Source organism: Brevibacterium iodinum ATCC 49514, assembly GCF_900169265.1.
Taxonomy (GTDB): Bacteria; Actinomycetota; Actinomycetes; order Actinomycetales; family Brevibacteriaceae; genus Brevibacterium; species Brevibacterium iodinum.
The window spans coordinates 1-19,355 of the sequence record NZ_FXYX01000034.1; the positions used below are offsets into that span (position 1 = coordinate 1).

Annotated in this window: 22 protein-coding genes and 1 tRNA gene; 14 read left to right on the forward strand and 9 right to left on the reverse strand. The window is 61.3% G+C overall.

Going from position 1 to position 19,355, the window contains the following annotated elements:
- Positions 1–264: 264 nt before the first annotated feature.
- From BI49514_RS15255 to BI49514_RS15285, 7 genes are all read right to left on the reverse strand, one after another.
- Positions 265–1,980 (reverse strand): phage tail tip lysozyme, encoded by a 1,716-nt coding sequence (locus BI49514_RS15255; protein ID WP_101547313.1) that lies wholly within the window; start codon positions 1,978–1,980, stop codon positions 265–267.
- Positions 1,981–2,262: 282 nt separating this feature from the next.
- Complete coding sequence (locus BI49514_RS15260; RefSeq protein WP_145996242.1) at positions 2,263–3,789, reverse strand: hypothetical protein; 1,527 nt, start codon at positions 3,787–3,789, stop codon at positions 2,263–2,265.
- Positions 3,786–4,874 carry a hypothetical protein gene (locus tag BI49514_RS16605; protein ID WP_180954394.1) on the reverse strand — a complete coding sequence of 363 codons (1,089 nt, stop codon included), beginning with the start codon at positions 4,872–4,874 and terminating at the stop codon, positions 3,786–3,788. The genes BI49514_RS15260 and BI49514_RS16605 overlap by 4 nt, the downstream gene beginning before the upstream one ends.
- 858 nt (positions 4,875–5,732) lie before the next feature.
- Positions 5,733–6,059: a glutaredoxin domain-containing protein gene (locus BI49514_RS17345; protein WP_420836302.1), complete on the reverse strand. Its 327-nt coding sequence runs from the start codon at positions 6,057–6,059 to the stop codon at positions 5,733–5,735.
- Between the two features lie 18 nt (positions 6,060–6,077).
- Positions 6,078–6,668 carry a hypothetical protein gene (locus BI49514_RS15275; protein ID WP_101547316.1) on the reverse strand — a complete coding sequence of 197 codons (591 nt, stop codon included), beginning with the start codon at positions 6,666–6,668 and terminating at the stop codon, positions 6,078–6,080.
- An 83-nt stretch (positions 6,669–6,751) separates the two neighbouring features.
- Positions 6,752–7,648 (reverse strand): tyrosine-type recombinase/integrase, encoded by an 897-nt coding sequence (locus BI49514_RS17350; RefSeq protein WP_101547317.1) that lies wholly within the window; start codon positions 7,646–7,648, stop codon positions 6,752–6,754.
- 75 nt (positions 7,649–7,723) lie between these two features.
- Positions 7,724–7,951: a hypothetical protein gene (locus tag BI49514_RS15285; protein WP_101547318.1), complete on the reverse strand. Its 228-nt coding sequence runs from the start codon at positions 7,949–7,951 to the stop codon at positions 7,724–7,726.
- A 965-nt stretch (positions 7,952–8,916) separates the two neighbouring features.
- Here BI49514_RS15285 and BI49514_RS17220 point away from each other — a divergent pair.
- From BI49514_RS17220 to BI49514_RS16610, 5 genes are read left to right on the forward strand one after another with little or no spacing between them, the layout of a single operon-like run.
- Complete coding sequence (locus tag BI49514_RS17220; RefSeq protein ID WP_338063785.1) at positions 8,917–9,336, forward strand: hypothetical protein; 420 nt, start codon at positions 8,917–8,919, stop codon at positions 9,334–9,336.
- Positions 9,326–9,868, forward strand: a complete 543-nt coding sequence (locus BI49514_RS17225) for a dioxygenase family protein (protein ID WP_338063786.1) — start codon at positions 9,326–9,328, stop codon at positions 9,866–9,868. The genes BI49514_RS17220 and BI49514_RS17225 overlap by 11 nt, the downstream gene beginning before the upstream one ends.
- A gap of 24 nt (positions 9,869–9,892) precedes the next feature.
- Positions 9,893–10,066: a twin-arginine translocase TatA/TatE family subunit gene (locus BI49514_RS15300; protein WP_101547320.1), complete on the forward strand. Its 174-nt coding sequence runs from the start codon at positions 9,893–9,895 to the stop codon at positions 10,064–10,066.
- The gene (tatC, locus tag BI49514_RS15305; protein ID WP_244195037.1) at positions 10,063–10,878 is read left to right on the forward strand and encodes a twin-arginine translocase subunit TatC; all 816 of its coding nucleotides are present in this window, start codon (positions 10,063–10,065) and stop codon (positions 10,876–10,878) included. The genes BI49514_RS15300 and tatC overlap by 4 nt, the downstream gene beginning before the upstream one ends.
- Positions 10,866–11,321, forward strand: a complete 456-nt coding sequence (locus tag BI49514_RS16610) for a twin-arginine translocase TatA/TatE family subunit (RefSeq protein WP_180954395.1) — start codon at positions 10,866–10,868, stop codon at positions 11,319–11,321. The genes tatC and BI49514_RS16610 overlap by 13 nt, the downstream gene beginning before the upstream one ends.
- Before the next feature lie 24 nt (positions 11,322–11,345).
- Here BI49514_RS16610 and BI49514_RS15315 read toward each other — a convergent pair whose 3' ends face one another.
- Positions 11,346–11,942, reverse strand: a complete 597-nt coding sequence (locus tag BI49514_RS15315) for a hypothetical protein (RefSeq protein ID WP_101547321.1) — start codon at positions 11,940–11,942, stop codon at positions 11,346–11,348.
- Positions 11,943–11,968: 26 nt separating this feature from the next.
- A complete protein-coding gene (locus BI49514_RS16615; RefSeq protein WP_167443928.1) occupies positions 11,969–12,112 on the reverse strand; it encodes a hypothetical protein in 144 nt (47 codons plus the stop codon).
- A 242-nt stretch (positions 12,113–12,354) separates the two neighbouring features.
- Here BI49514_RS16615 and BI49514_RS15320 point away from each other — a divergent pair, with 242 nt between their 5' ends.
- The 9 genes from BI49514_RS15320 to rplA all read left to right on the forward strand — a co-directional run bounded on the left by BI49514_RS15320 (position 12,355) and on the right by rplA (position 19,168).
- On the forward strand, positions 12,355–12,804 hold the full coding sequence (locus BI49514_RS15320; RefSeq protein ID WP_101547322.1) for an FAS1-like dehydratase domain-containing protein: 450 nt from the start codon (positions 12,355–12,357) through the stop codon (positions 12,802–12,804).
- Complete coding sequence (locus BI49514_RS17130; protein WP_101547323.1) at positions 12,801–13,244, forward strand: MaoC/PaaZ C-terminal domain-containing protein; 444 nt, start codon at positions 12,801–12,803, stop codon at positions 13,242–13,244. The genes BI49514_RS15320 and BI49514_RS17130 overlap by 4 nt, the downstream gene beginning before the upstream one ends.
- Positions 13,241–14,350, forward strand: coding sequence for a UDP-N-acetylmuramate dehydrogenase (locus tag BI49514_RS15330; RefSeq protein WP_101547324.1), 1,110 nt, complete (start codon positions 13,241–13,243; stop codon positions 14,348–14,350). The genes BI49514_RS17130 and BI49514_RS15330 overlap by 4 nt, the downstream gene beginning before the upstream one ends.
- A 10-nt stretch (positions 14,351–14,360) precedes the next feature.
- Positions 14,361–16,019, forward strand: a complete 1,659-nt coding sequence (locus BI49514_RS15335; protein WP_244195038.1) for a metallophosphoesterase family protein — start codon at positions 14,361–14,363, stop codon at positions 16,017–16,019.
- Positions 16,020–16,141: 122 nt separating this feature from the next.
- A tRNA-Trp gene (locus BI49514_RS15340) sits at positions 16,142–16,214 on the forward strand.
- 95 nt (positions 16,215–16,309) lie between these two features.
- Positions 16,310–16,588: a preprotein translocase subunit SecE gene (gene secE / locus BI49514_RS15345; RefSeq protein ID WP_101547325.1), complete on the forward strand. Its 279-nt coding sequence runs from the start codon at positions 16,310–16,312 to the stop codon at positions 16,586–16,588.
- An 82-nt stretch (positions 16,589–16,670) separates the two neighbouring features.
- Positions 16,671–17,537, forward strand: a complete 867-nt coding sequence (gene nusG / locus BI49514_RS15350; RefSeq protein ID WP_101547326.1) for a transcription termination/antitermination protein NusG — start codon at positions 16,671–16,673, stop codon at positions 17,535–17,537.
- A gap of 433 nt (positions 17,538–17,970) precedes the next feature.
- A complete protein-coding gene (rplK, locus tag BI49514_RS15355) occupies positions 17,971–18,408 on the forward strand; it encodes a 50S ribosomal protein L11 (protein WP_025776636.1) in 438 nt (145 codons plus the stop codon).
- 64 nt (positions 18,409–18,472) lie between these two features.
- Complete coding sequence (rplA, locus tag BI49514_RS15360; RefSeq protein ID WP_101547327.1) at positions 18,473–19,168, forward strand: 50S ribosomal protein L1; 696 nt, start codon at positions 18,473–18,475, stop codon at positions 19,166–19,168.
- The last annotated feature ends 187 nt before the right edge of the window (positions 19,169–19,355 follow it).

Sequence of the window (19,355 nt, forward strand, 5' to 3'; positions counted from 1 at the left end):
CGGCAGAATGTCGTGAGGTCAGGGGTCGAGAAAGTAGGCTTGGCCACGTCGAGGTCTTTCGGATGGATTGTGTGAGAACTTCCATCATCGGAAGACCTCGACGTCTATCCGCGCAGCGACTCGCCGTGTCCTGGAATCACCGATCTACACTCTCAATTACGAAGAGCCCGTTTGAGTTTCGGTTTCCGAAAAGACGGTGAATTCAGTCATGTGTATCTCATTCAGTCATGTGTATCTCCTTGTGAGTGTGAATTGATTGCTGAGTCAAGCGTCGCTCTTTTTATCGGTTCCGTAATATTCCCAGTGCCAGGCCTCGGCGTTTTTCTGACCTTCGCGCGCCCACTCTGGGTGTTCCCATCCATATTTCTTGGCATTCTCTTTCATCCATTTATGTTCTGGTGTTCCAAATCGGTTGACGCCGCCACCATAATCGACAGCTAATGCCCATCCATGATTTGATTTTCCAGGCACTGCTGCTCGGCCAGGTCCATATTTCTTGTAGAGCTGCTTTTGCTCTTCGAGGTCACGGTAACCATCGGTGATTTCCAAGTCCTTTTTGAACTTCTTCTTATAGGCCTTGTTCATGGCAATAATGCCGTCAGCAGCATCTTTCCGGAGGAACTCTCTCTTGCTGCCAGGAGTCCAGGGAATGTGTTTGATTTCCTTTTCCGGAATCTGCCCGTTCTTGTGATCCCCCCAGGGGCCGGGCTTGCGGCGACCATCGTCAGGAATGTCTCCGTCGCCACCGTCGCCGCCAGTGCCTCCGGCTTCGCAACCAGCATCTGATTCGTTGTCGTCGTTGTCGGAGCCGCCGCCCTTCTTGCCCTTGCCAACAGCATCTTTGGGATCACCTTTGGCCTCGGTTTGGAAGGAGATGTGCGGATGGTCTTTGTGGTTCTCCGTATCTCCGCCTCGGTCGGGCATATCGCGCCAGCCTTCGTCGGCGCGTTCGACGTTGTATATGCGCTGATACCAAATGATGTATTTGACATTGAGCGCTTCGTGGTTGTCGATGGCGAACTTGGCAATGTCGTCTCCGAGGGCTTTGCCTTCCTTATTGAGCGGAACCATGAAGTCAACGGCGAGTCCGGCCGGATGACCATTCGGATCACGTGAAGTGCTACCGGAACGGACACCGCCGACACCGGTAATGCCGTCATACTCGTCATAGATGACTTCCGCGGCTTCTTGGACGTGGGGCTTCACATCACCCAGGGGGAGCTTCTTTTTCTTCTGAGCAGTCACAGTGCCGCCAGCGATTGCTTCATCGGACTGATCGGGTTGGGAAACTTCGGTGGCAGCTTGTACGTCTTCGTCGGAGTCCCACTGCTTGATTTCCTGAGACCAGCGTTCGGCCTGTTTGATGCGGTTCGGCATGTTGGGAGCACTGGCCCGTTCCCACTTGTCATGGAAGTGCCGTGCGGCGGTTGCGGGATCCTTGAGCTCGCTGGAAATCATGTTGTCGATGATCTTCACGTCGGACGGGTTGTCGCCCTTGGGATCGGTCATGAAGTTCAGCTGCACTTCGATAGTCCACCAGTCTTTGTTCTTCTTCTTCGAATAGGCTTTCAGTTTGGAATTGCGGTCAGCAGTCCACTGCCCCAGCCCGATGCCACCCGCCGAGGATGCTTCAGCTGTCTCTCGCTTCTTCGGAGACATCTTGTAAGGGGAGTCGAAGATACCCTGCACACTCGTGGGATCGACCCCTGATTCCTGAGACCAGTTGCCGAGGATGCCAGCAATGTTGTTGTTCGCCATGCCCTTCTTCTTGAAGACCTTGTAAACAGCCTTGGCATGAGACTTCTCGTTCGGGCTGATATCACCGATGTTGCCAACGTCGTCACCACCGCCATCGTCGGTGGGAGTGCAGGCACCACTGGCAGCCATGAAACCGAATAGGAGTGGAACGATGATAACGAGGGCAAGAAATCCGGCGATGAGTGTTGCCGTGCCGGGGAGTAGGGACTTGAGCGAGAACATGTCAGGGGCCTTTCGGCAGTGACCACCAGCTCGGGGGAGATGAGCCAGTGGTCACTGCAGGTGGTTACTGGGTGTTCTTCTTGCGGCGGAATACGGTGAAGAGAATGAATCCAGCAATTGACAAGATCACGAGGGAACTGAGACCAATCGCGACGGTTGCGGTGTTCACACCCTGAGCGGCCGAGTTGTCAGAGTCGGGGGAATTTCCATCGGTGATCGCAACTTCGTCAGTCCGCTTGGGGGAGGGCTCAGATTCGTCATCGTGCGATTCGTCGTCCTGATCTACCAGCGAGGTGTCTTCACGAGGTGCTGGTGACCGATGCTGGTCATCATCGCCCTGTCCGGAGGGAAGTTCGGGGACATCACCGGGAGAGCCGGGTGCTGATTCCTCGAGGTCCGAGTCATTGGCGATAGAGGACGTTTCATCATCCTTTTTCCCTTTTCTCCGTCACCTGAACCCTTGGATTTGCTGTCGCCGCCATCGTTGGGCGGGGGAGTGTCAGAACCGTCGGCACCGGCGTTATTGGCAGGCCGGTCCTTATCGGATCCGGAGTCGGATGAGTCCGAACCAGAGGAGTCCTCATCTCCATCGGAGTTACCACCAGGAGGTGGAGTCGGAGACTTGGAGTCGGCTTCTGCATCGGACGGGTTGGCAGGTGATCCATCCTTGCCGTCGTTGTCTCCATCAGCGGTCGCGGAAGCATTCGATGAGCTGGAAGCGTCGGAGTTCGCAGTATCATCGTTTCCCTTGGCATTCGACCCGGCAGAGGCCGAGGCGGAACCGTCGTCGGAGCCAGCAGTACCATCGGCCTTTGAACTGGTATTGCCGTCTGTGCCTGTGCCATCGGCAGCTGCGCCGGAATCGCCGCCATCGGAATTAGCCGAAGCATTGTGGTCACCGGGGGGAGTGGGTGATGTTCCACCCCCGCGAACTGTGAACCAACCGATGACCCATTCGCCCTGAGAGTTCTTGACGAAGTATTTGATCGTCACGGACCCCTCGAACGGTTCATCAGGAGTGAAAGTGATAGATCCATCCGGCAGGGTTGAGAACGTGCCGTAGCCATCTATGTGCGCGTTAGGGGTCCGCTTCCCGGTCTTGGGGTCAACGAGTCCGATGGATGCCTGATTGTAGTCCTCGCGAGGAAGAGCAGGCTTGACGGTGACCGGGTCGGTGTTGTCAGCCGGATACTGATGTTCCGAGTCAGGCGGGGGCTTCGGACCGTCCGGATCGGGTTCCTCACGTTCCCCCGGATCGGATGGATCATAGGAGTCCTCATCCGGCGGTTCTGTCTCGTCCTCGCCCGATCCGGGTTCGTCAGTCGGTTCGTCAGTCGGAGGATTGTTGGGTTCCTCAGTCGGCTCAGAGGGCTTTTCGGTCGGATTCTTGGTCGGAGATTCGACAGGCGCGGTCGGCACATCGTTGTCGGCCGGGGGATCGGGTTGGTCAGGAGCGGGGGCTTTGGGCACCGTTGCATCAACGACAGGCGGTGCGGAATCAGCTGGCTCAGGAACGACGGGCGGCTCAACCGATGGAGAGACAGAAGACTCGTCGTGAGGTTCCGGTTGTGGCACAGTGTCTTCCTGGGCAACAGGCTTAGTGTGTTCGTTGTGCTTCGGCTGAGGGTCAGCAGGTGGAGACGGGGCTGGCTGAGTGGCCTCGGGAACGTCAACTTCAGTAGCGGCTGAGTTCGCGGTGGTCTCGTCAGCGTGAGCCAGCGGCGTGACCAGTGCCGTGGACGATGTTGCGATTCCGACTGCTAGTGCAGCAGCAAGGATTCGCTTCTTAGCGGGGAGTGGTTGGGTCATTTGGATGGGCCTTTCTCATTAGCGGTGACCGCACCGTTGGAACCGCGCACGAGCGCAATGCCGGATCCGGTGTAGCCGATGACACGATCTGTGTCGGTATAGGTGTGCTTGTTGACGTAATAGGTAGGTGAGGAGCCGGAATCGGTGACTGCTGCCGGTCCGAGAGCTGTGGTGAAGTTGCCGGTCGTGGAATGAGCTACGGCAGAACCTGTGGAGAGGCTGAACGCCGTGGTGCCGATGATCGCGGTTTCGAGTCCGCGACCGATCTTCCACTCGTCGGCGTTGTCGCTGGCTTCGGCGGCACCAGCAATCTTGCCGTTGTCGAGTTTGTGGACAACGACGTAGCTGGTGTTGTCGATCTTCCATTCCGCGACAGCGAGGCCATGGCCGGCACTGACGTGTCGGACAAAGGTGGCGTCCTGGACGGGTGGCGTCAATTGGACGGTTGTAGCCTGGGGAGAATTCTCACCGAACGGGATGGTGACGAGTCGCGGCTTGCCCGATTCGATCTGAATGAGGGTTCGATCATCAATGGAGACTGGAACGAACTGAGGATTGGGAGTGACCTCAACGGGCTTGTTTTCTCCAAAGACGAGTGCGTGGACCTTTCCGTCTTCGGACATGAGCATCGGAGTGGTACCGGTGACGTTGAGCGTCTGATCTTTTTCGACTGGCCAGGTCTGAGTCTTGCCGTCAGCGTTGATCGCGGCCACAGACTTATCGGTGCGGGCAGCAATCGCGGCAGTGTCGCCGGTCATGAACTCAGCCGTGTATTTGACTGCGGCATCCAGCTTGGTCTTCGCAATCTCGTCGCCGGACGTTGTATCCGTGAGGACGAGTTCTCCGTTGTCAGGAGTGACGTGTGCGACCCCAGCTTTGAACCAGCTCAGAGCCGAAGCATTTTTGGCGGGAATGTCCCAGAGTTTCTTGTCGTATCCGTCGAGAAGTTCAGTCTCTGCAGGCGGGGCTGTCGGAGCGGGGGTAAACCATGCGTCAGCAGAGGCTGGCTCGGTGTCGCGCGAGGGCGCGAAAAGCAGCAGAGCGGCAATGAGGAGTCCGACGAGAGCGACCGCACCGACAGTCATAAGTAGAGGCCCGTTCTTGGCCCACTTGGTCGAATGCGGATGCTTACCGCGGGATGCCTGCGGATTCCGGGCCGAGCGGTCCTTGGTGTGTCGTTTCGGAGCGATCGTGCTGATTCTGTGCTTGGCGCGAGAAAGAACACGTTCGGCTTGAGTCGGCACGTGCGGTGATGTGTCGGGTTTAGGCGGAATGTCGGGAACAGCCGTGATCTCGACCGTGTCATCAAAACTTTCCGGTTCGAGCACCTGGGTACGAAAGCCGGGGAGGGAAGAAGTCAGTTCGAAAGTCTCAACATTGCGATTCGCCAGTGATTGAGCAGCGGCCACCACGGTGGCAAGCGAAGACTTCGCCGCGATTGAGCCCTCGCCAGGAGTGATGACCGAGAAGTTGCGAAACTCCATGAGATACGTGGTGGCGTCTCGCTCGCCAGAATTGAGAGGTTCGAGAGATTCAGGGGTGACTCGCCACCGGCCAGGGACGAAACACACCGGATCGTTCGCATGAACTGCTGCGAGTTCGATAACAGGGGGGCGAGTGTGATGGCGACGGCGGATGATTGCCAGAGCGGCATCAAGAGAGGGTTTGGAGACGGATACGTTTGATCGGTCCCGGAGGAGGACTTCGGCGGTGACGATCAGACCGTTCGGGGCAGCATCACCGACTTCGATGGCTTGCGACTTTTCAGTGGTGTCGTACATTCTTCTCCGCCTTGAATGGATTCGTAGGTTCCCCGGTTGTTCGGCGGATTCTCGGGGGAATGTTTGTCAAAGGTGGGATGTGGGAGACGGACAGGGAAAACAAAAAACCACGGCACCCAGAAGTGGTATCTGGATGCCGTGGCGAAAGTGACAGGAATGAAACTAGGTACTCATATCCCGAGTGTGTGTAGGCGACTGCAGGGAGGGACTTGGGGTGGCTTGCCGCTCTTGCGAAACGGCCTGGACGATCCTGTCCGGTCGCAACCCCGACCAAGCGTCAGTCGGAGTCTCAACGTAGGGGGCCTGATGGTGACCAGCAGCCTTAATCTCTCTGAGCTTATCCAGATTCTCAGGCGCGGAGAGGTCATTGATCCGAGGGGAGATTCCATCCTTCTCGAAGAAGCGAATGGTCTGCTTGCACTGGTTGCAGTTTGGAGTAGTCCAAACGGTGATGTTCGACATGGTGTTTTCCTCATCTGTTGAAGTCATGATGATTACTCAGCGGGTTCAGGACGGGTCGTCTTCGCCGGGATTCCAATCGTGAGGATTTTCCGAGGTGATGCGGTCGTTGGAATCTTCACGCTTGGCTTCTTGCTCAGCACCGTCAATGACGAGGGTGTAGAGCTCCTTTTGCCCGTAGTCGTTGTCCTTGCGGGTTTTGAATGAGAGGTTGTTAACCCACCAGCCTGCCCAGGTGAGTGACTGCGCTGCATCGAGGATGCTCTGGCGGTCCTCGGGATATTCCGAGTCATCACCGAGAAGCGAGGAGAGGACGCTGTAACGGTCACGCCGTGCTCCCTCCACGAGGCCGCTGGAAATCATTCGGTCGGTGCCGGTGAGGTCAGGAAGCTGGTGTTCTTCCTCGAATGCTTCGGCATCGAGCATGAGCTGATTCAGGAACGCAGTGGTGTCGGTCTTCCGCTGCTTTTTGAAACAGTTGGGGCAGACCATGCCATCGTTGTCCTTGCCAGCACGAGTCTCGTAGAAATCGGACCGGGCAGCGGCGGCACGCTTCGATGGCGGAATCTTGGACAGGTCGGTGCTGACGGTGTGGCCGCACTTGTATTTGACCGGATAATGGGTCGGGATTTTGGACATGAATGTTCCTCCGTGTCGTTGTGAACTGGTGCACGAAGTTCGGGCGAAATCGACACGGGTGTTTGTCACAACTGTGGGGAGAACTATGAAGCGGATTGCAGGTGGAGGGCACGCAACCTCTCTCGATGCCCAGGGGGTTCAGGAAGATCAGCGACCAGTTTCCGTAGTCGTTTGCTGGAAGCTTTGGTGTAGATCTGAGTTGTCGCGACTGAAGTGTGCCCGAGCAGGTCTCGAAGACCTATGAGGTCTGGGTTGAGCTCGAGGGCGTCGACTCCAAACTTGTGACGGAGGGAGTGTGCATTTCGACCGGGCTGGTAACCGAGTAGATGCCGAATGCGGCGGCCAACAGACCGCGGCAGCATGTGGCCCGAAGGATTACGGTCGGATGGAAAGAAGTATCCCGCCGGGAATTGGGGGAGTAGTTCGTGAAGAAGCGGATGGAGTGGAAGCAGGCGCTCTTTGTTTCCTTTTCCCAAGACGCGAAGTTCCTTGGTGGGGTAGAGCACGTCATCGGTGTGGGTGCGAGCTGTTTCACCTGCCCGCAGACCTTGTAACTCTCCGAACAAGATCATGAGTACGTCGATGGGGCGTGTGCAGCGTTGCAGTGCGCGCTGGATTTCGTCTGGAGGGCAAGGGTGGGGGATGCCGACGCTGTTGCGCATGCTTGGGAGGTGGCGCGCCGGGTTCGTAGAGAGTTTGCCAGTGATTTCTGCCCAGCTGTAGAACACGCTGAGGGTGGATCGTGCTGAGCGCTTAGTCGATATAGCTGGGCCTACTTCTTTCGACAGCCACTGGTTGAAGTCATCGATCTGTAGTTTGAGGACTGTGCCGTGGGCGAAGTTTTCCTCGACCCACCTCATCAGTCGAAGTAGGTAGTAGCCGCGTAGATCAACGGTGTCTGGGGCCCGGTAACTTGACAGCGCGGTAGTGAACTCGGCGTGGAGCTTTTGATGATGCTGCGAGACGTCACGAGGAGACATGGCAACTCACTTTCCAAATTAGGGGAGTGAGAATTTCCTACCATGCCTGGTGAGCAGGTGTGTAGTAGGGCTGGTTTATCGATCCAAGCGGGAAGTGGAGTGTGCCCCCAGAATGAAAAATCCGAGGGTTCCGCCGATGGCGGCGATCCACAGCGGACCGCTTGATTCGACGAGGAAGATGTGGAGGAATGAGTAGAACGCGAGGGCTGCGCAAGCGAAGGTGGCGAGGCGAAGTGCGATACCGAGAACACATACAAGGATGAAGCCGCCGATAACGAGTGCAACGATGAATCCGATGTCCATGACCGTTCTTCCTTATCTGTATCTGTAGTGATTAGGTTGTGTGGTTGAGACTACACCGAGGGTGTGACACGAGGTCAGTCTCGGCTCCAGTCATCGTATTGAGGTAGGGGTGCCACGCACAGATCGTGGTCGCTGAGTGCGGCACGTGCTTCACGACGGGTGGAAGGGTCGCCGGAGATTCTGACGTTGGAACTCTCGACATGTTGGCCGAGGTGCGTGCCGGCTGAATGGGTTGAGGTCGTATCGATATGGGTGATCGTGAGTCGTGAGTGGTCTATGCCTGCGCGGGTCAGGAGTGACTTAACTGTGGGGACAGTGAGGGTCTTGCGGATCATGATTCGACTCCCTCTGTGAGCGCGTCGCGGAGGATGGCGAAAGTCAGTGCGGTGATGGCGATTTGACCGGCGACAAGTGGCTGGGTGGCTGGTGTCATAATCGTGAGGTCGGGGGATCGAGTCCCCCTCCCGCTACCGATCAACTCCCTCATCAGGATGACGAATCCGATGGGGGAGTTTCTGCGTCCGGGAACTCCTTGAGACAGTGTTGCGCGATTCCTTCCGGCCGTGTCGGTCTTACTCTGTGATGTACGCCACAGAAAGTACAAGCGCAGTGACAACGTCGGCACTAGCCTCTCTTCCCAACACGCCCGGCAGCGACCGCCGACTCATCCTGCGGGGCGCCCCCGCTAATGGAAGAGGCGGTCGGCATAGTCAGGGACAGACGCTCGGACGACGGCACCTGGACTCAGGACCATCGCCTTGACGCCGACGTCTGGTTCCACGTCGACGCTCCGGTCCGCGAACACTCGAAATGGGTGACCCTGCAAGCCCGGCGAGTCCTCGACTGGTGGGACGGAACACAAACCGACTGAGCATCCACAGCCGCGGTCCAGAAACGCCACAGTCCCACGCCAGAGCCGGTCACCACGATGGTGTCATCACACATCATCGAAGGCAGGACAGCTCATGGCTCACGTACCCGAACCGGACCAGACCCCCAACGGACCCGCCTACGAAGGCAGGCTCCTCGACCGTCCCGACGAAGAGGTCGTCGACCAAGGCGCCTCCTTCGACATCCGCACCCTGTTCAGCCGGCGAGGAGTTCTCGGGCTCGTCGGCGCCGGCGTCGGCACCATGGCCCTGGCCGCTTGCACCTCCGGGGCCGAGGGATCGACGCAATCGAGTTCGAGCGGCAGCGGATCGGTCACCGAGATCCCCGACGAGACGGCCGGTCCGTATCCGGCGGACGGATCGAACGGACCGGACATCCTCGAAGACTCCGGAATCGTGCGTTCGGACATCCGCTCGAACATCGACGGGACCGACACCGTCGACGGTGTGCCCCTGACATTCACCCTCAAGGTCACCCACCGATATGGCCGGTGACAATGCTCCATTCGAAGGCGCCGCCGTCCACGCCTGGCACTGCGACGCTCAGGGCCGCTACTCGATGTACTCCGACGGCGTCGAAGACGCGACCTGGCTGCGAGGCGTCCAGGTCGCCGACGCAGCAGGAGAAGTCACCTTCACCTCCGTCTTCCCCGGCTGCTACTCCGGCCGTTGGACCCACATCCACTTCGAGGTCTACCCGGACGTCGATTCGATCACCGATGCCGAGAACGCCATCGCCACCTCGCAGATGGCCCTGCCCGAAGACGCCTGCAATGCAGTCTTCGCTCTCGAGACCTACGACGGATCGGCGAAGAACCTCTCTGCCATCTCCCTCGACGACGACAACGTCTTCGGTGACGACGGAGGAGAGCAGCAACTCGCCACGATCAGCGGCGACAGGGATTCCGGATACACCGCCACGCTCGATGTTCCCGTCGACACCGACACCGAACCGACCGGCGGCGCAGCCCCGGGAGGCGGCGGTGCCGGACAAGCTCCACCCGACGGCGACCGCGAAAAGCCCTGACAACTCCGAGAAAGGCTCACCATCATGCTGCACAACCTCACGGGCTGGCACGCCCTCGTCATCCTCGCCATCATCATCCTCGTCTTCGGCGCAGCCAAGCTGCCTGCACTCGCCAAGAGCCTCGGGCAGTCTGTGCGCATCCTCAAGGACGAATCATCCGACTCACGGGCGGGTGATGAGACGGAACCCCGCTCATGAGCGCCGCCGCGGAGAAGATGCCGCTGTCCGCGCACCTGCAGGAGGCGCGGAAACGGGCTGTGCGCGCGGCAGTGGCGCTGATCATCGGCACGGTCACCGGCTATCTCACCTCTGACTTCGTGATGGACGTCCTCCGGGCCCCGATCACCGAGCTCGCCGAGTCTCGCAGCGCTTCACTCAACTACGACAGCGTCACCGGCGCATTCGACCTTCAGCTGCGCATCGCTGTGTACTCCGGGATCGTCCTCTCCAGCCCGGTGTGGCTGGGGGAGGCCTTCGGATTCCTCACCCCGGGGCTGACCGCGAAGGAGAAGAAGTACACGTTCGGCTTCCTCGGCGCCGCACTTCCGCTCTTCGTCGTAGGCTGCCTCACCGGCCTGTACATCTTCCCGCGGATGGTCGAGGTGCTCACCTCGTTCGCCTCGAGCGAGGACAGCACCTTTCTGCAGGCGTCTTACTATTTCGACTTCGTGTTCAAGATCGTCATCGCCACCGGCGTCGCCTTCGTCCTCCCGGTCTTCCTCGTCGTCCTCAACTTCATCGGCCTGCTCTCTGCGCGATCGATCGCGAAGGCCTGGCGAGTGGCCATCGTGGTCTTCGCCGCACTGATCACCCCGGCCGCCGACGTGCTCTCCATGTTCTTCGTCGCGGCCCCGATGGCGCTGCTCTTCCTCGCTGCGCTCGTCATCGCGTTCATCCACGACCGGGCCCGAGGGTACGACCGAATGGTCGGCGGTCCGCACGCGGAGGAGGAACGGTCTGGTCGAGTGCCGATCACGCCAACGGAAAGGACTCGGACATGTTCGGCCTGAGTTCCGAGAAACTGATCATCGTCGGCATCTTCGCTGCCCTCGTCATCGGCCCGCAGCGGCTGCCCCACTACGCGCAGAAGCTGGGCGAGTTCGCCCGTCTGCTCCGGGCCCAGGTCGACACGGCGCGGACTCGGGCCGCCGAATCGATGGGCACCGAGGACTGGAGACCGCTTGATCCGCGACAGTACGATCCGCGCCGGATCATCCGAGAGGCCCTGGACGAGCCGGGCAGCGCCCCGAGCTCGGAGACTGCGGCCCCGGGTTCGGCTGAGCGTTCCGATCGTGCCGTGGACGGGGAGAGCCGATCCCTCGCCGAGGCGACCGGCAGCGTTGTCATCACCGGTTCGTCCGGACATCCGCGGAGACGATTCGTCGCCCGCACGGACGGAGGTCGTACGGGCGACGATAAGTGTGCAGTCGCAATCTCAGGAACCGATCGATGACCGGGGCCGGGGCCGCCTCGGTGATCAGTCCTTGAAGTCGAAGTCTTCCTTGTCGATGCCGGGGAACATGAGTTCGTACTTGATCATCTGATCCTTGTGATCGACGATCTTCACGGTGCCGAAGTACTTCTTCCTGCCTTTGTAGGCGTCCTTGTCTTTGACGGTGACCTGGCACGATTTGAAGCCGTACCATTCGCGGAGCTCCATATCGGAATCGCACTTGGCTTCTTTGACCTTCCAATCGAGCTTGTTCTCGAACAGGTCGATGAGGTCGGCCTCGATCGATGAGGCCGGCACGACCCCATTGCCCTTCTTGTCGATCTTCATCCCGTCGTCGCTGGCCCAGTTCGTCGTCTTCGCAGCATCGGCGAACGGATCGGTCGATTTCGTGTCTGTCGGCTCCGCCTCGGCGGGTTCGGATCCAGGGGCGTCGGCCTCTTTCGATTCGACGGCACCTCCGCCGAATCCTCCCTTCTCCGTCTGCACCGCTTCGGACTTCTCATCCTCGGCGGGCTTGTCCCCTCCGGAGCCTCCGCAAGCGGTCAGGGACAAGGCGAGAACGGTTCCAGCGGCCGCCGTCAGCAGGCGGGGCACCCAGGTAGACCGGCGAATCGGGGTCATCGTGTTTCTCCTTCGCGCTCAGGCGATCACAAGCGTTGTCGATACACCACGATTCTGCCACGGTCGGTTGCCGCGAAGACCGGTTCGGTGTGCGGATCCGGCGACACCTGTGGCGATTCGGGCACATCCGGGCTCAGCGTCACCTGAGTTTCAGGCAGGGAAGTGACCATCCCACACCGCTCCTCGCACATCCACCGGCCGCACCAGGAGGTTATGCGAGGAACGGTGAGGGGTGGCCGAGGAACTGTAGGAGCAGATGCCGCCGGTGTGGAGTGCGTGCAGCGAGCCCGATGGTGCAGCAATTGTGTGAACCGGATACGAACGCGCGATCAATTCCTCGCCGGTGAGCCTCATCCTAAGGCCGTGCTTTAGGCTGGTGTCGATACCGACCCCAGTGGAAGAGAGAGCGCATATGCCGGTGAATACGGAGAAGCAGGGGGCCACGTTCTCCCTGCCTCAGCCCTATGAGGTCTCCAGGGAGGCGATCGCGGAATTCGCGCTCGCCACCGGAGCGAAGGCCGATTACCACTTCGACGCCGAGGCGGCCACCGCGCTGGGCTACCGCGACGTCGTCGCCCCGACCACCTTCGCTGTGATCATCGCGCAGAAATCGGAAGCTGCCTATATCTCCGACCCGGATTCGGGCATCGACTTCTCGAAGGTCGTCCACGGCTCCGAACAGTTCTCGTTCACCCGTCCCATCGTCGCCGGCGACGTCCTGTCCGCGCTCACCCATGTCGACGGAGTCCGGGCCGCCGGAAACAACGCCATGATCACCACCCGCACCGAGATCACCGATGTCGCGGAGCAGCCCGTCGTCACCGTGACCTCGACCATCGTCGTGAGAGGAGACGGAGAATGAGCGCCATCGACTTCTCCACACTGACCATCGGAGACACAGTCGTGGAATCCGAGATCCCACTGTCGCGTGCCTCCCTCGTCGACTATGCCGCAGCCTCGGGCGATCACAATCCGATCCACTGGAACGAACGCTTCGCCCGCGAAGTCGGCCTCGACGATGTCATCGCCCACGGGATGCTCTCGATGGCGGCGGTCATCGCTCCGGTGGCCGAATGGCTCGGCGACCCCGGTGCGATCGTCGACTACCGGACCCGCTTCTCCGCCCCCGTCGTCGTCCCCGACGCCGATACCGGATCACCGGCGACCCCGACGACCTCGCTCAAGCTCACCGCCACCGTCGGTGCCGTCGACCCCGCCGTCGGCACGGCCCGCATCGACATCTCCGTGAAGTCCGGCGAGGCCGATGTCCTCAGCCGCACGCAGGTTCGGATCTCAGCGTGACCGAAGCCCACCGGCAGGAACTCTCCAGTTTCACCACCTTCCGCCTCGGCGGACCGGCCCCGCAGGTCACTGTCGCGAACACCCGAGACGAACTGCTCGACTTCTGCGCCGCCCACCCGCTCGAACTCAGCGGTCAGGAACGGACCCGCGTCTTGTTCATCGGCGGCGGATCGAACCTGCTCATCGCCGATGCCGGATTCGACGGTGCGGTCTGCGTGGTCCGGACCACCGGAGTGGAGACCACCCAGACCACGACGACCGACACCCGGGTCACCGCCGAGGCGGGGGAGGACTGGGACGCCTTCGTCGCCCACACCCTCGACCTGGGGCTGTCCGGACTCGAAGCACTGTCCGGGATCCCCGGGTCGGTCGGTGCGACCCCGATCCAGAACGTCGGTGCCTACGGCACGGAGGTCGGCGAGCTCATCTCCTCCGTGGAGGTCTTCGACCGGGTGGCCGGTCAGATCCGCCACCTCACCGCAGTCGAACTCGAATTCGGCTACCGCACCTCGGCGCTCAAACGCGCCCAGTTGGCGGCCGGAACCCCGCAGTTCGTCGTGCTCTCGGTGACCTTCGACCTCCAGCGCAGCGACGAGTCGCTGCCGGTGCGCTACGCTCAGCTCGCCTCGAGCCTCGACGTCGAGATCGGCACCCGCGTCCCGGCCGCACGGGTGCGCGAGAACGTCATTGCGCTGCGCCGGTCGAAGGGCATGGTCCTCGACCCAGCCGATCACGACTCCTGGTCGGCGGGATCCTTCTTCACCAACCCCATCGTCGAGAACGCCGAGATTCTGCCCGCCGAGGCTCCTCGCTACCCGGTGACCGACCCGCTCAGCGGAGCGAAGATCGAAGGGAAGACGAAGACCTCAGCGGCCTGGCTGATCGAGCACGCGGGGTTCTCCAAAGGCTTCAGCCTCGGCGAGGGACTGGCGTCGCTGTCGACCAAGCACACCCTGGCACTGACGAATCGGGGACACGCGAGCACGGCCGATGTGATCGATCTCGCGTCGACCGTCGTCGCCGGCGTCGAGGACGCCTTCGGCATCACCCTGGAACCCGAACCGACCTTCATCGGCTGCTCCATCGACGACGGGAAACGTCCTTAGACTGGTGGCCGTGTCATCACGACGGAGAATCACCGCACTCGTCATCACCTTGGCGGCGGTTGCGCTTGTGACCCTGCCTTGGGCGCTGTTCACCTCGCGGGCCGATCTCACCTTCGGCCCGCACGAGGCGCAGTACCGGGTCACCGCGGACTCCCGGCTCACCGTCGACTTCGGCCCCTTGGGCAGACTGCTCGTCCCCACCGAGGATGTCATCCCCCTCGGTCTGGGACTGCACGTCGACATCGGTGAGATCCCCGTGTCCGGTGATTCCGGTGACGACGAGCGACCTGCGGCCGATCCCGCGGAGGTGGCCGACCCCGGAGGGGGAACCGTCGACGCCCTCGGCGGCGACATCGCCTCCTACGCTTCGCTGTTCTCGGCCCCGCAGGCGCAGATCGACCAGGTCATCGACGGACTCAGCCGGGAGATCCTCACGCGATGGGCGTTGGCCGTGTGCATCATCACCGGGGGCCTCGTCGGTCTGGCCCTCTTCCTCGGGCCCACCCGGGTCGACACCATCATCCGGGCCTTCGCGGGCAAGGAGCTCCTCGGCATCGGGCTGGTGCTCGTGCTCGTCCTCACCGGCTTGGGTGCCGTTGTGCTCAACCGTCCGAAGCCGATTTCGGCCGATCCGGCGTTCGAGGGCACACCCCTGGCCGGATCCCAGGTCACGGGCCGCCTCGGCGGGATCATCGACACTGCGTTCGGGGCGGTGCAGGACTTCGCTGACGACAACGATGCCTTCTACGACGATGTTCTCAAGACCCTGCGTACGCAATGGAACGACCGTCCGATCTCCGGCAATTGGACCGATCGGGGACTCGTCCCGCCTGCGGGAGTCGGCGCACCCGCTGTCGGCAGCGGCGACGGCGGTGTAGGCGAAGGCCGGAAGGGCGTGACCACGTTCGTCTACGGCTCAGATATCCACTGCAACATCGGCATGGCCCGCGTCGTCGGTGCGGTCGCGGGAATGAGTCGAGCCGATGCCTATATCGACGGCGGAGACATCTCCATGACTGGAACCACGGCGGAGAACTACTGCCTCGACGTGCTCGACGACGAACTGCCGGAGAAGCTGCCGCGGATGATGGTCAAGGGCAACCACGACTCCATGGGAACGACGCGGCACGCGAGGGCCCGCGGGTGGAACGTGCTCGAGGACTCCGCCGCGGAGATGGCCGGGGTGAGGTTCTTCGGTGCCGCCGACCCGCGCCGCACGGTGTTCGGGTCCGGCCCGCAGCTGGAGACGGACCTCACCGCCGACCAGTATGCCCAGCGGTTGCGCGACGAAGCCTGCGCGGCCGATTTCGACATCATGCTCATCCACGATCCGGCTGTCGGCGCACCGAGTCTGCGGTCGGGCTGCGCCGACTACGCTCTGAGCGGACACTGGCACCGACAGGTCGGACCGGAGAACTTCGGTTCCGGAACACGGTACTCCAGCTCGACGACCGGGGGAGCCCTGGCGAATGCGCTGACTCCGGGACCGCTGAAGATGAATGCGGAGCTGAGCATCATCCGCGTCGACAATGAGACGAAGCGCCCCATCGACGTGCAGACCATCACCGTCACACCCGACAAGCAGGTGCAGATCGACCCCTGGGTGCGGTTCCCCGAACCCAGGCCGCTCGTGGGCCAGCCACCTGTCGATGAACCGGTGGGTGAGTGAGCGTCGACACGTTCGACACATTGCTTCGACCCTCGGTTCGACGAATAACGGTCGAGCACGGTATGCTCGTTTCTCGTGGTCGGACACCACAGGGATCGACACGATCGCTCAAGTCCGATCAGAGGGGTGTGGCGCAATTGGTAGCGCAACGGTCTCCAAAACCGTAGGTTGCAGGTTCGAGTCCTGTCACCCCTGCGCAGTTGACTCTGCCGAAGTCTCATCGGCCAGGCGCCGTCCTCGACCGGCACGAACAATTGTGAAGCCAAACGAAACCGACCGAGTGAGGATGTGTGAGCGACACACCGGCAAAGCAGACTGGCAGCGCACCCAACAGTGCCTCCGGTCCAAAGAAGCTCGGATTCTTCGGACGAATCCTGCAGTTCTTCCGCGAAGTGGTGGCAGAGCTCAAGAAGGTCGTCACTCCGACCCGGAAGCAGCTGCTCAACTACACGCTCGTCGTGCTGGGCTTCATCCTGTTCATGATGCTTCTCGTCACGGGCCTCGACCTGGTCTTCGGCAAGCTCGTCGGCTGGGTGTTCGGCGGAACTCCGCTGTGGCCCCTGTGGTGATACGGCCTCAGCCGTGAACCACACCAAGCTCAAACTTCACTCCCTACCGGGAATCACAAAACGCGAAGCGAGGAATTGATCGGTGTCGGAAACCAACTCACCTGAGCAGGAGACCCCTGAGACCCAGGACGTCACTCCCGAAGAGTCGGGTGCCGCTGTGGTGCCCGAAACCGAAGAAGGGCCCAACGACGCCGAGGCGACCGCCCCCGTCGAGTCCGCTGACGCTGACTCCGCAGACGTTGCTGACTCCGCTGACGAAGCCGATTCGGCTGACCCAGCCGACGGCGAGCAGGGCGATGCCGCCGAAGACGTCGCCGCTGCCGACGGGATCGACCCGGCCGAAGAGTTCAAGGCCGAGCTGCGCATGCAGGAGGGTGACTGGTACGTCATCCACTCCTATGCAGGCTACGAGAACCGCGTCAAGCAGAACCTCGAGAACCGCACCGTCAGCCTCAACCTCGAAGAGTTCATCTTCGAGTCGCAGGTGCCGATGGAAGATGTCGTCGAGATCAAGAACGGACAGCGCAAGCAGGTCCGTCGTGTGCGCATCCCCGGCTACGTGCTCGTGCGCATGGAACTGACCGACGAGTCGTGGGGCGCCGTCCGCCACACTCCGGGTGTCACCGGATTCGTGGGCAACGCCTACGACCCGACTCCGCTGTCGATCGACGAGGTCTTCTCGATGCTCGCCCCGATCTTCGAAGAGCGCCAGGCCGAAGCCGCCGCTGCCGAAGGCCCCGCCGCCGAGGCCGCTGCGAAGTCCGCGCCCATCACCGAGGTGGAGTTCGAGGTCGGCGAGTCCGTGCTCGTCAAGGAGGGCTCCTTCGAGGGCCACCCCGCGACGATCCAGGAGATCCGTCCCGAATCGCAGAAGCTCACCGTGCTGCTGTCGATCTTCGAACGTGATGTTCCCGTCGAACTCGGCTTCGATCAGGTCTCGAAGCTCTGATCGCCATATGGTTTCACTGATCGCCTCGGTGCGATCGTGACCGAAGGGGCCCGGAATTCTCCGGGCCCCTTCGGCGTTCCCGCGTTCCCGAGTTCACTGGCTCGGCCGCCTCGGCGAGGGGATTGTCTCGTTGGGGAAGGGATTGTGTCGATCAAGGCTGAGCGCAGTCATCGAACCGTCTGCGGGGCGATATCCGGGCTCGCGCTTGAACGACGGAGCCGAGGTGGTCGCGCCGAAATGGCCACATCAGCCGGCGACGTTGGCCCGCCTCGGCGAGAGGACGATCGGGTGATGCCCCTCACGAGCATTTGCCCGCGGGTGGGCGCGCATGGAATACTGGTGTGGTTTGATTGCGGCCCTTATCGGAAGGCCGCTTTCGAACGATGTGCTGTATATGTCTGGCACATCGAAACCTCAAGATTAAGGACCGTACATGCCTCCCAAGAAAAAGGTAGCCGGCCTCGTCAAGCTCCAGATTCAGGCAGGTGCCGCTAACCCGGCTCCTCCGATCGGTCCGGCGCTTGCCCAGCACGGCGTCAACATCATGGAGTTCTGCAAGGCCTACAACGCCGCCACAGAATCCCAGCGCGGAAACATCGTTCCCGTCGAGATCACCGTGTACGAAGATCGTTCGTTCGACTTCGTGCTCAAGACCCCGCCGGCAGCCGAGCTGATCAAAAAGGCCGCCGGAGTGAAGTCGGGTTCGGCTACTCCGCACACCGTCAAGGTCGCTCACCTGAGCGCCGATCAGGTGCGCGAGATCGCCACCACGAAGATGCCCGACCTGAACGCCAACACTCTGGATCAGGCCGACCGCATCGTCGCCGGAACCGCGCGTTCCATGGGCATCACCACCGACATCGAGGTCTGAGACCTCATCCCACACAGTGGCAGGGCCCACGCAGCCCACACCACGACTGCAAGGAGTAAAGCAGATGGCAAAGCGTTCGAAGGCCTATCAGGCCGCGGCTGAGAAGATCGCCGCAGATGTGAACTACGAACCGGCTCAGGCGATCGCCCTGGCCAAAGAGACCAACGTGGCGAAGTACGACGCCACGGTCGAGGTCGCTCTCCGCCTGGGTGTTGACCCCCGCAAGGCGGACCAGATGGTGCGCGGCACCGTCAACCTTCCGCATGGTACCGGTAAGACCGCTCGGGTCCTGGTGTTCGCTGCCGGCGACCGTGCAGAAGCTGCCCGTGAAGCAGGTGCTGACTACGTCGGCTCCGATGACCTGCTGGAGAAGGTGGCCGGAGGGTTCACCGACTTCGATGCCGCTGTTGCGACCCCCGACATGATGGGCAAGGTCGGTCGTCTCGGTAAGGTGCTGGGTCCCCGTGGCCTGATGCCGAACCCGAAGACCGGAACCGTGACCATGGATGTCGCCAAGGCCGTCAGCGACATCAAGGGCGGAAAGATCGAATTCCGCGTCGACAAGCACTCGAACCTGCACTTCATCATCGGAAAGGTCTCCTTCTCCGAGGAAGCTCTGCAGGAGAACTTCGATGCTGCGATCGAAGAGATCCTGCGTCTGAAGCCGTCCTCCTCGAAGGGCCGCTACATCAGCAAGGCCACGATCACGACGTCGAACGGCCCCGCCGTTCCAGTCGACCACTCGGGTCTGCGCATCTGATCTGATCGATGCACCGACAGAGGGCGGGAAGCGATTCGTTCGCTTCCCGCCCTCTTCCTTCCCAATTGCTACCTGACGGCTGTGAGTCTTGGTAGTGGCTGGTCTGGGACCGGCTGGCAGAGTAGGTGTTGGCCTCTCCATCCCGTGATCGTGACTCAACCTGGCGGTGACCCACCCCCTTTTGGTG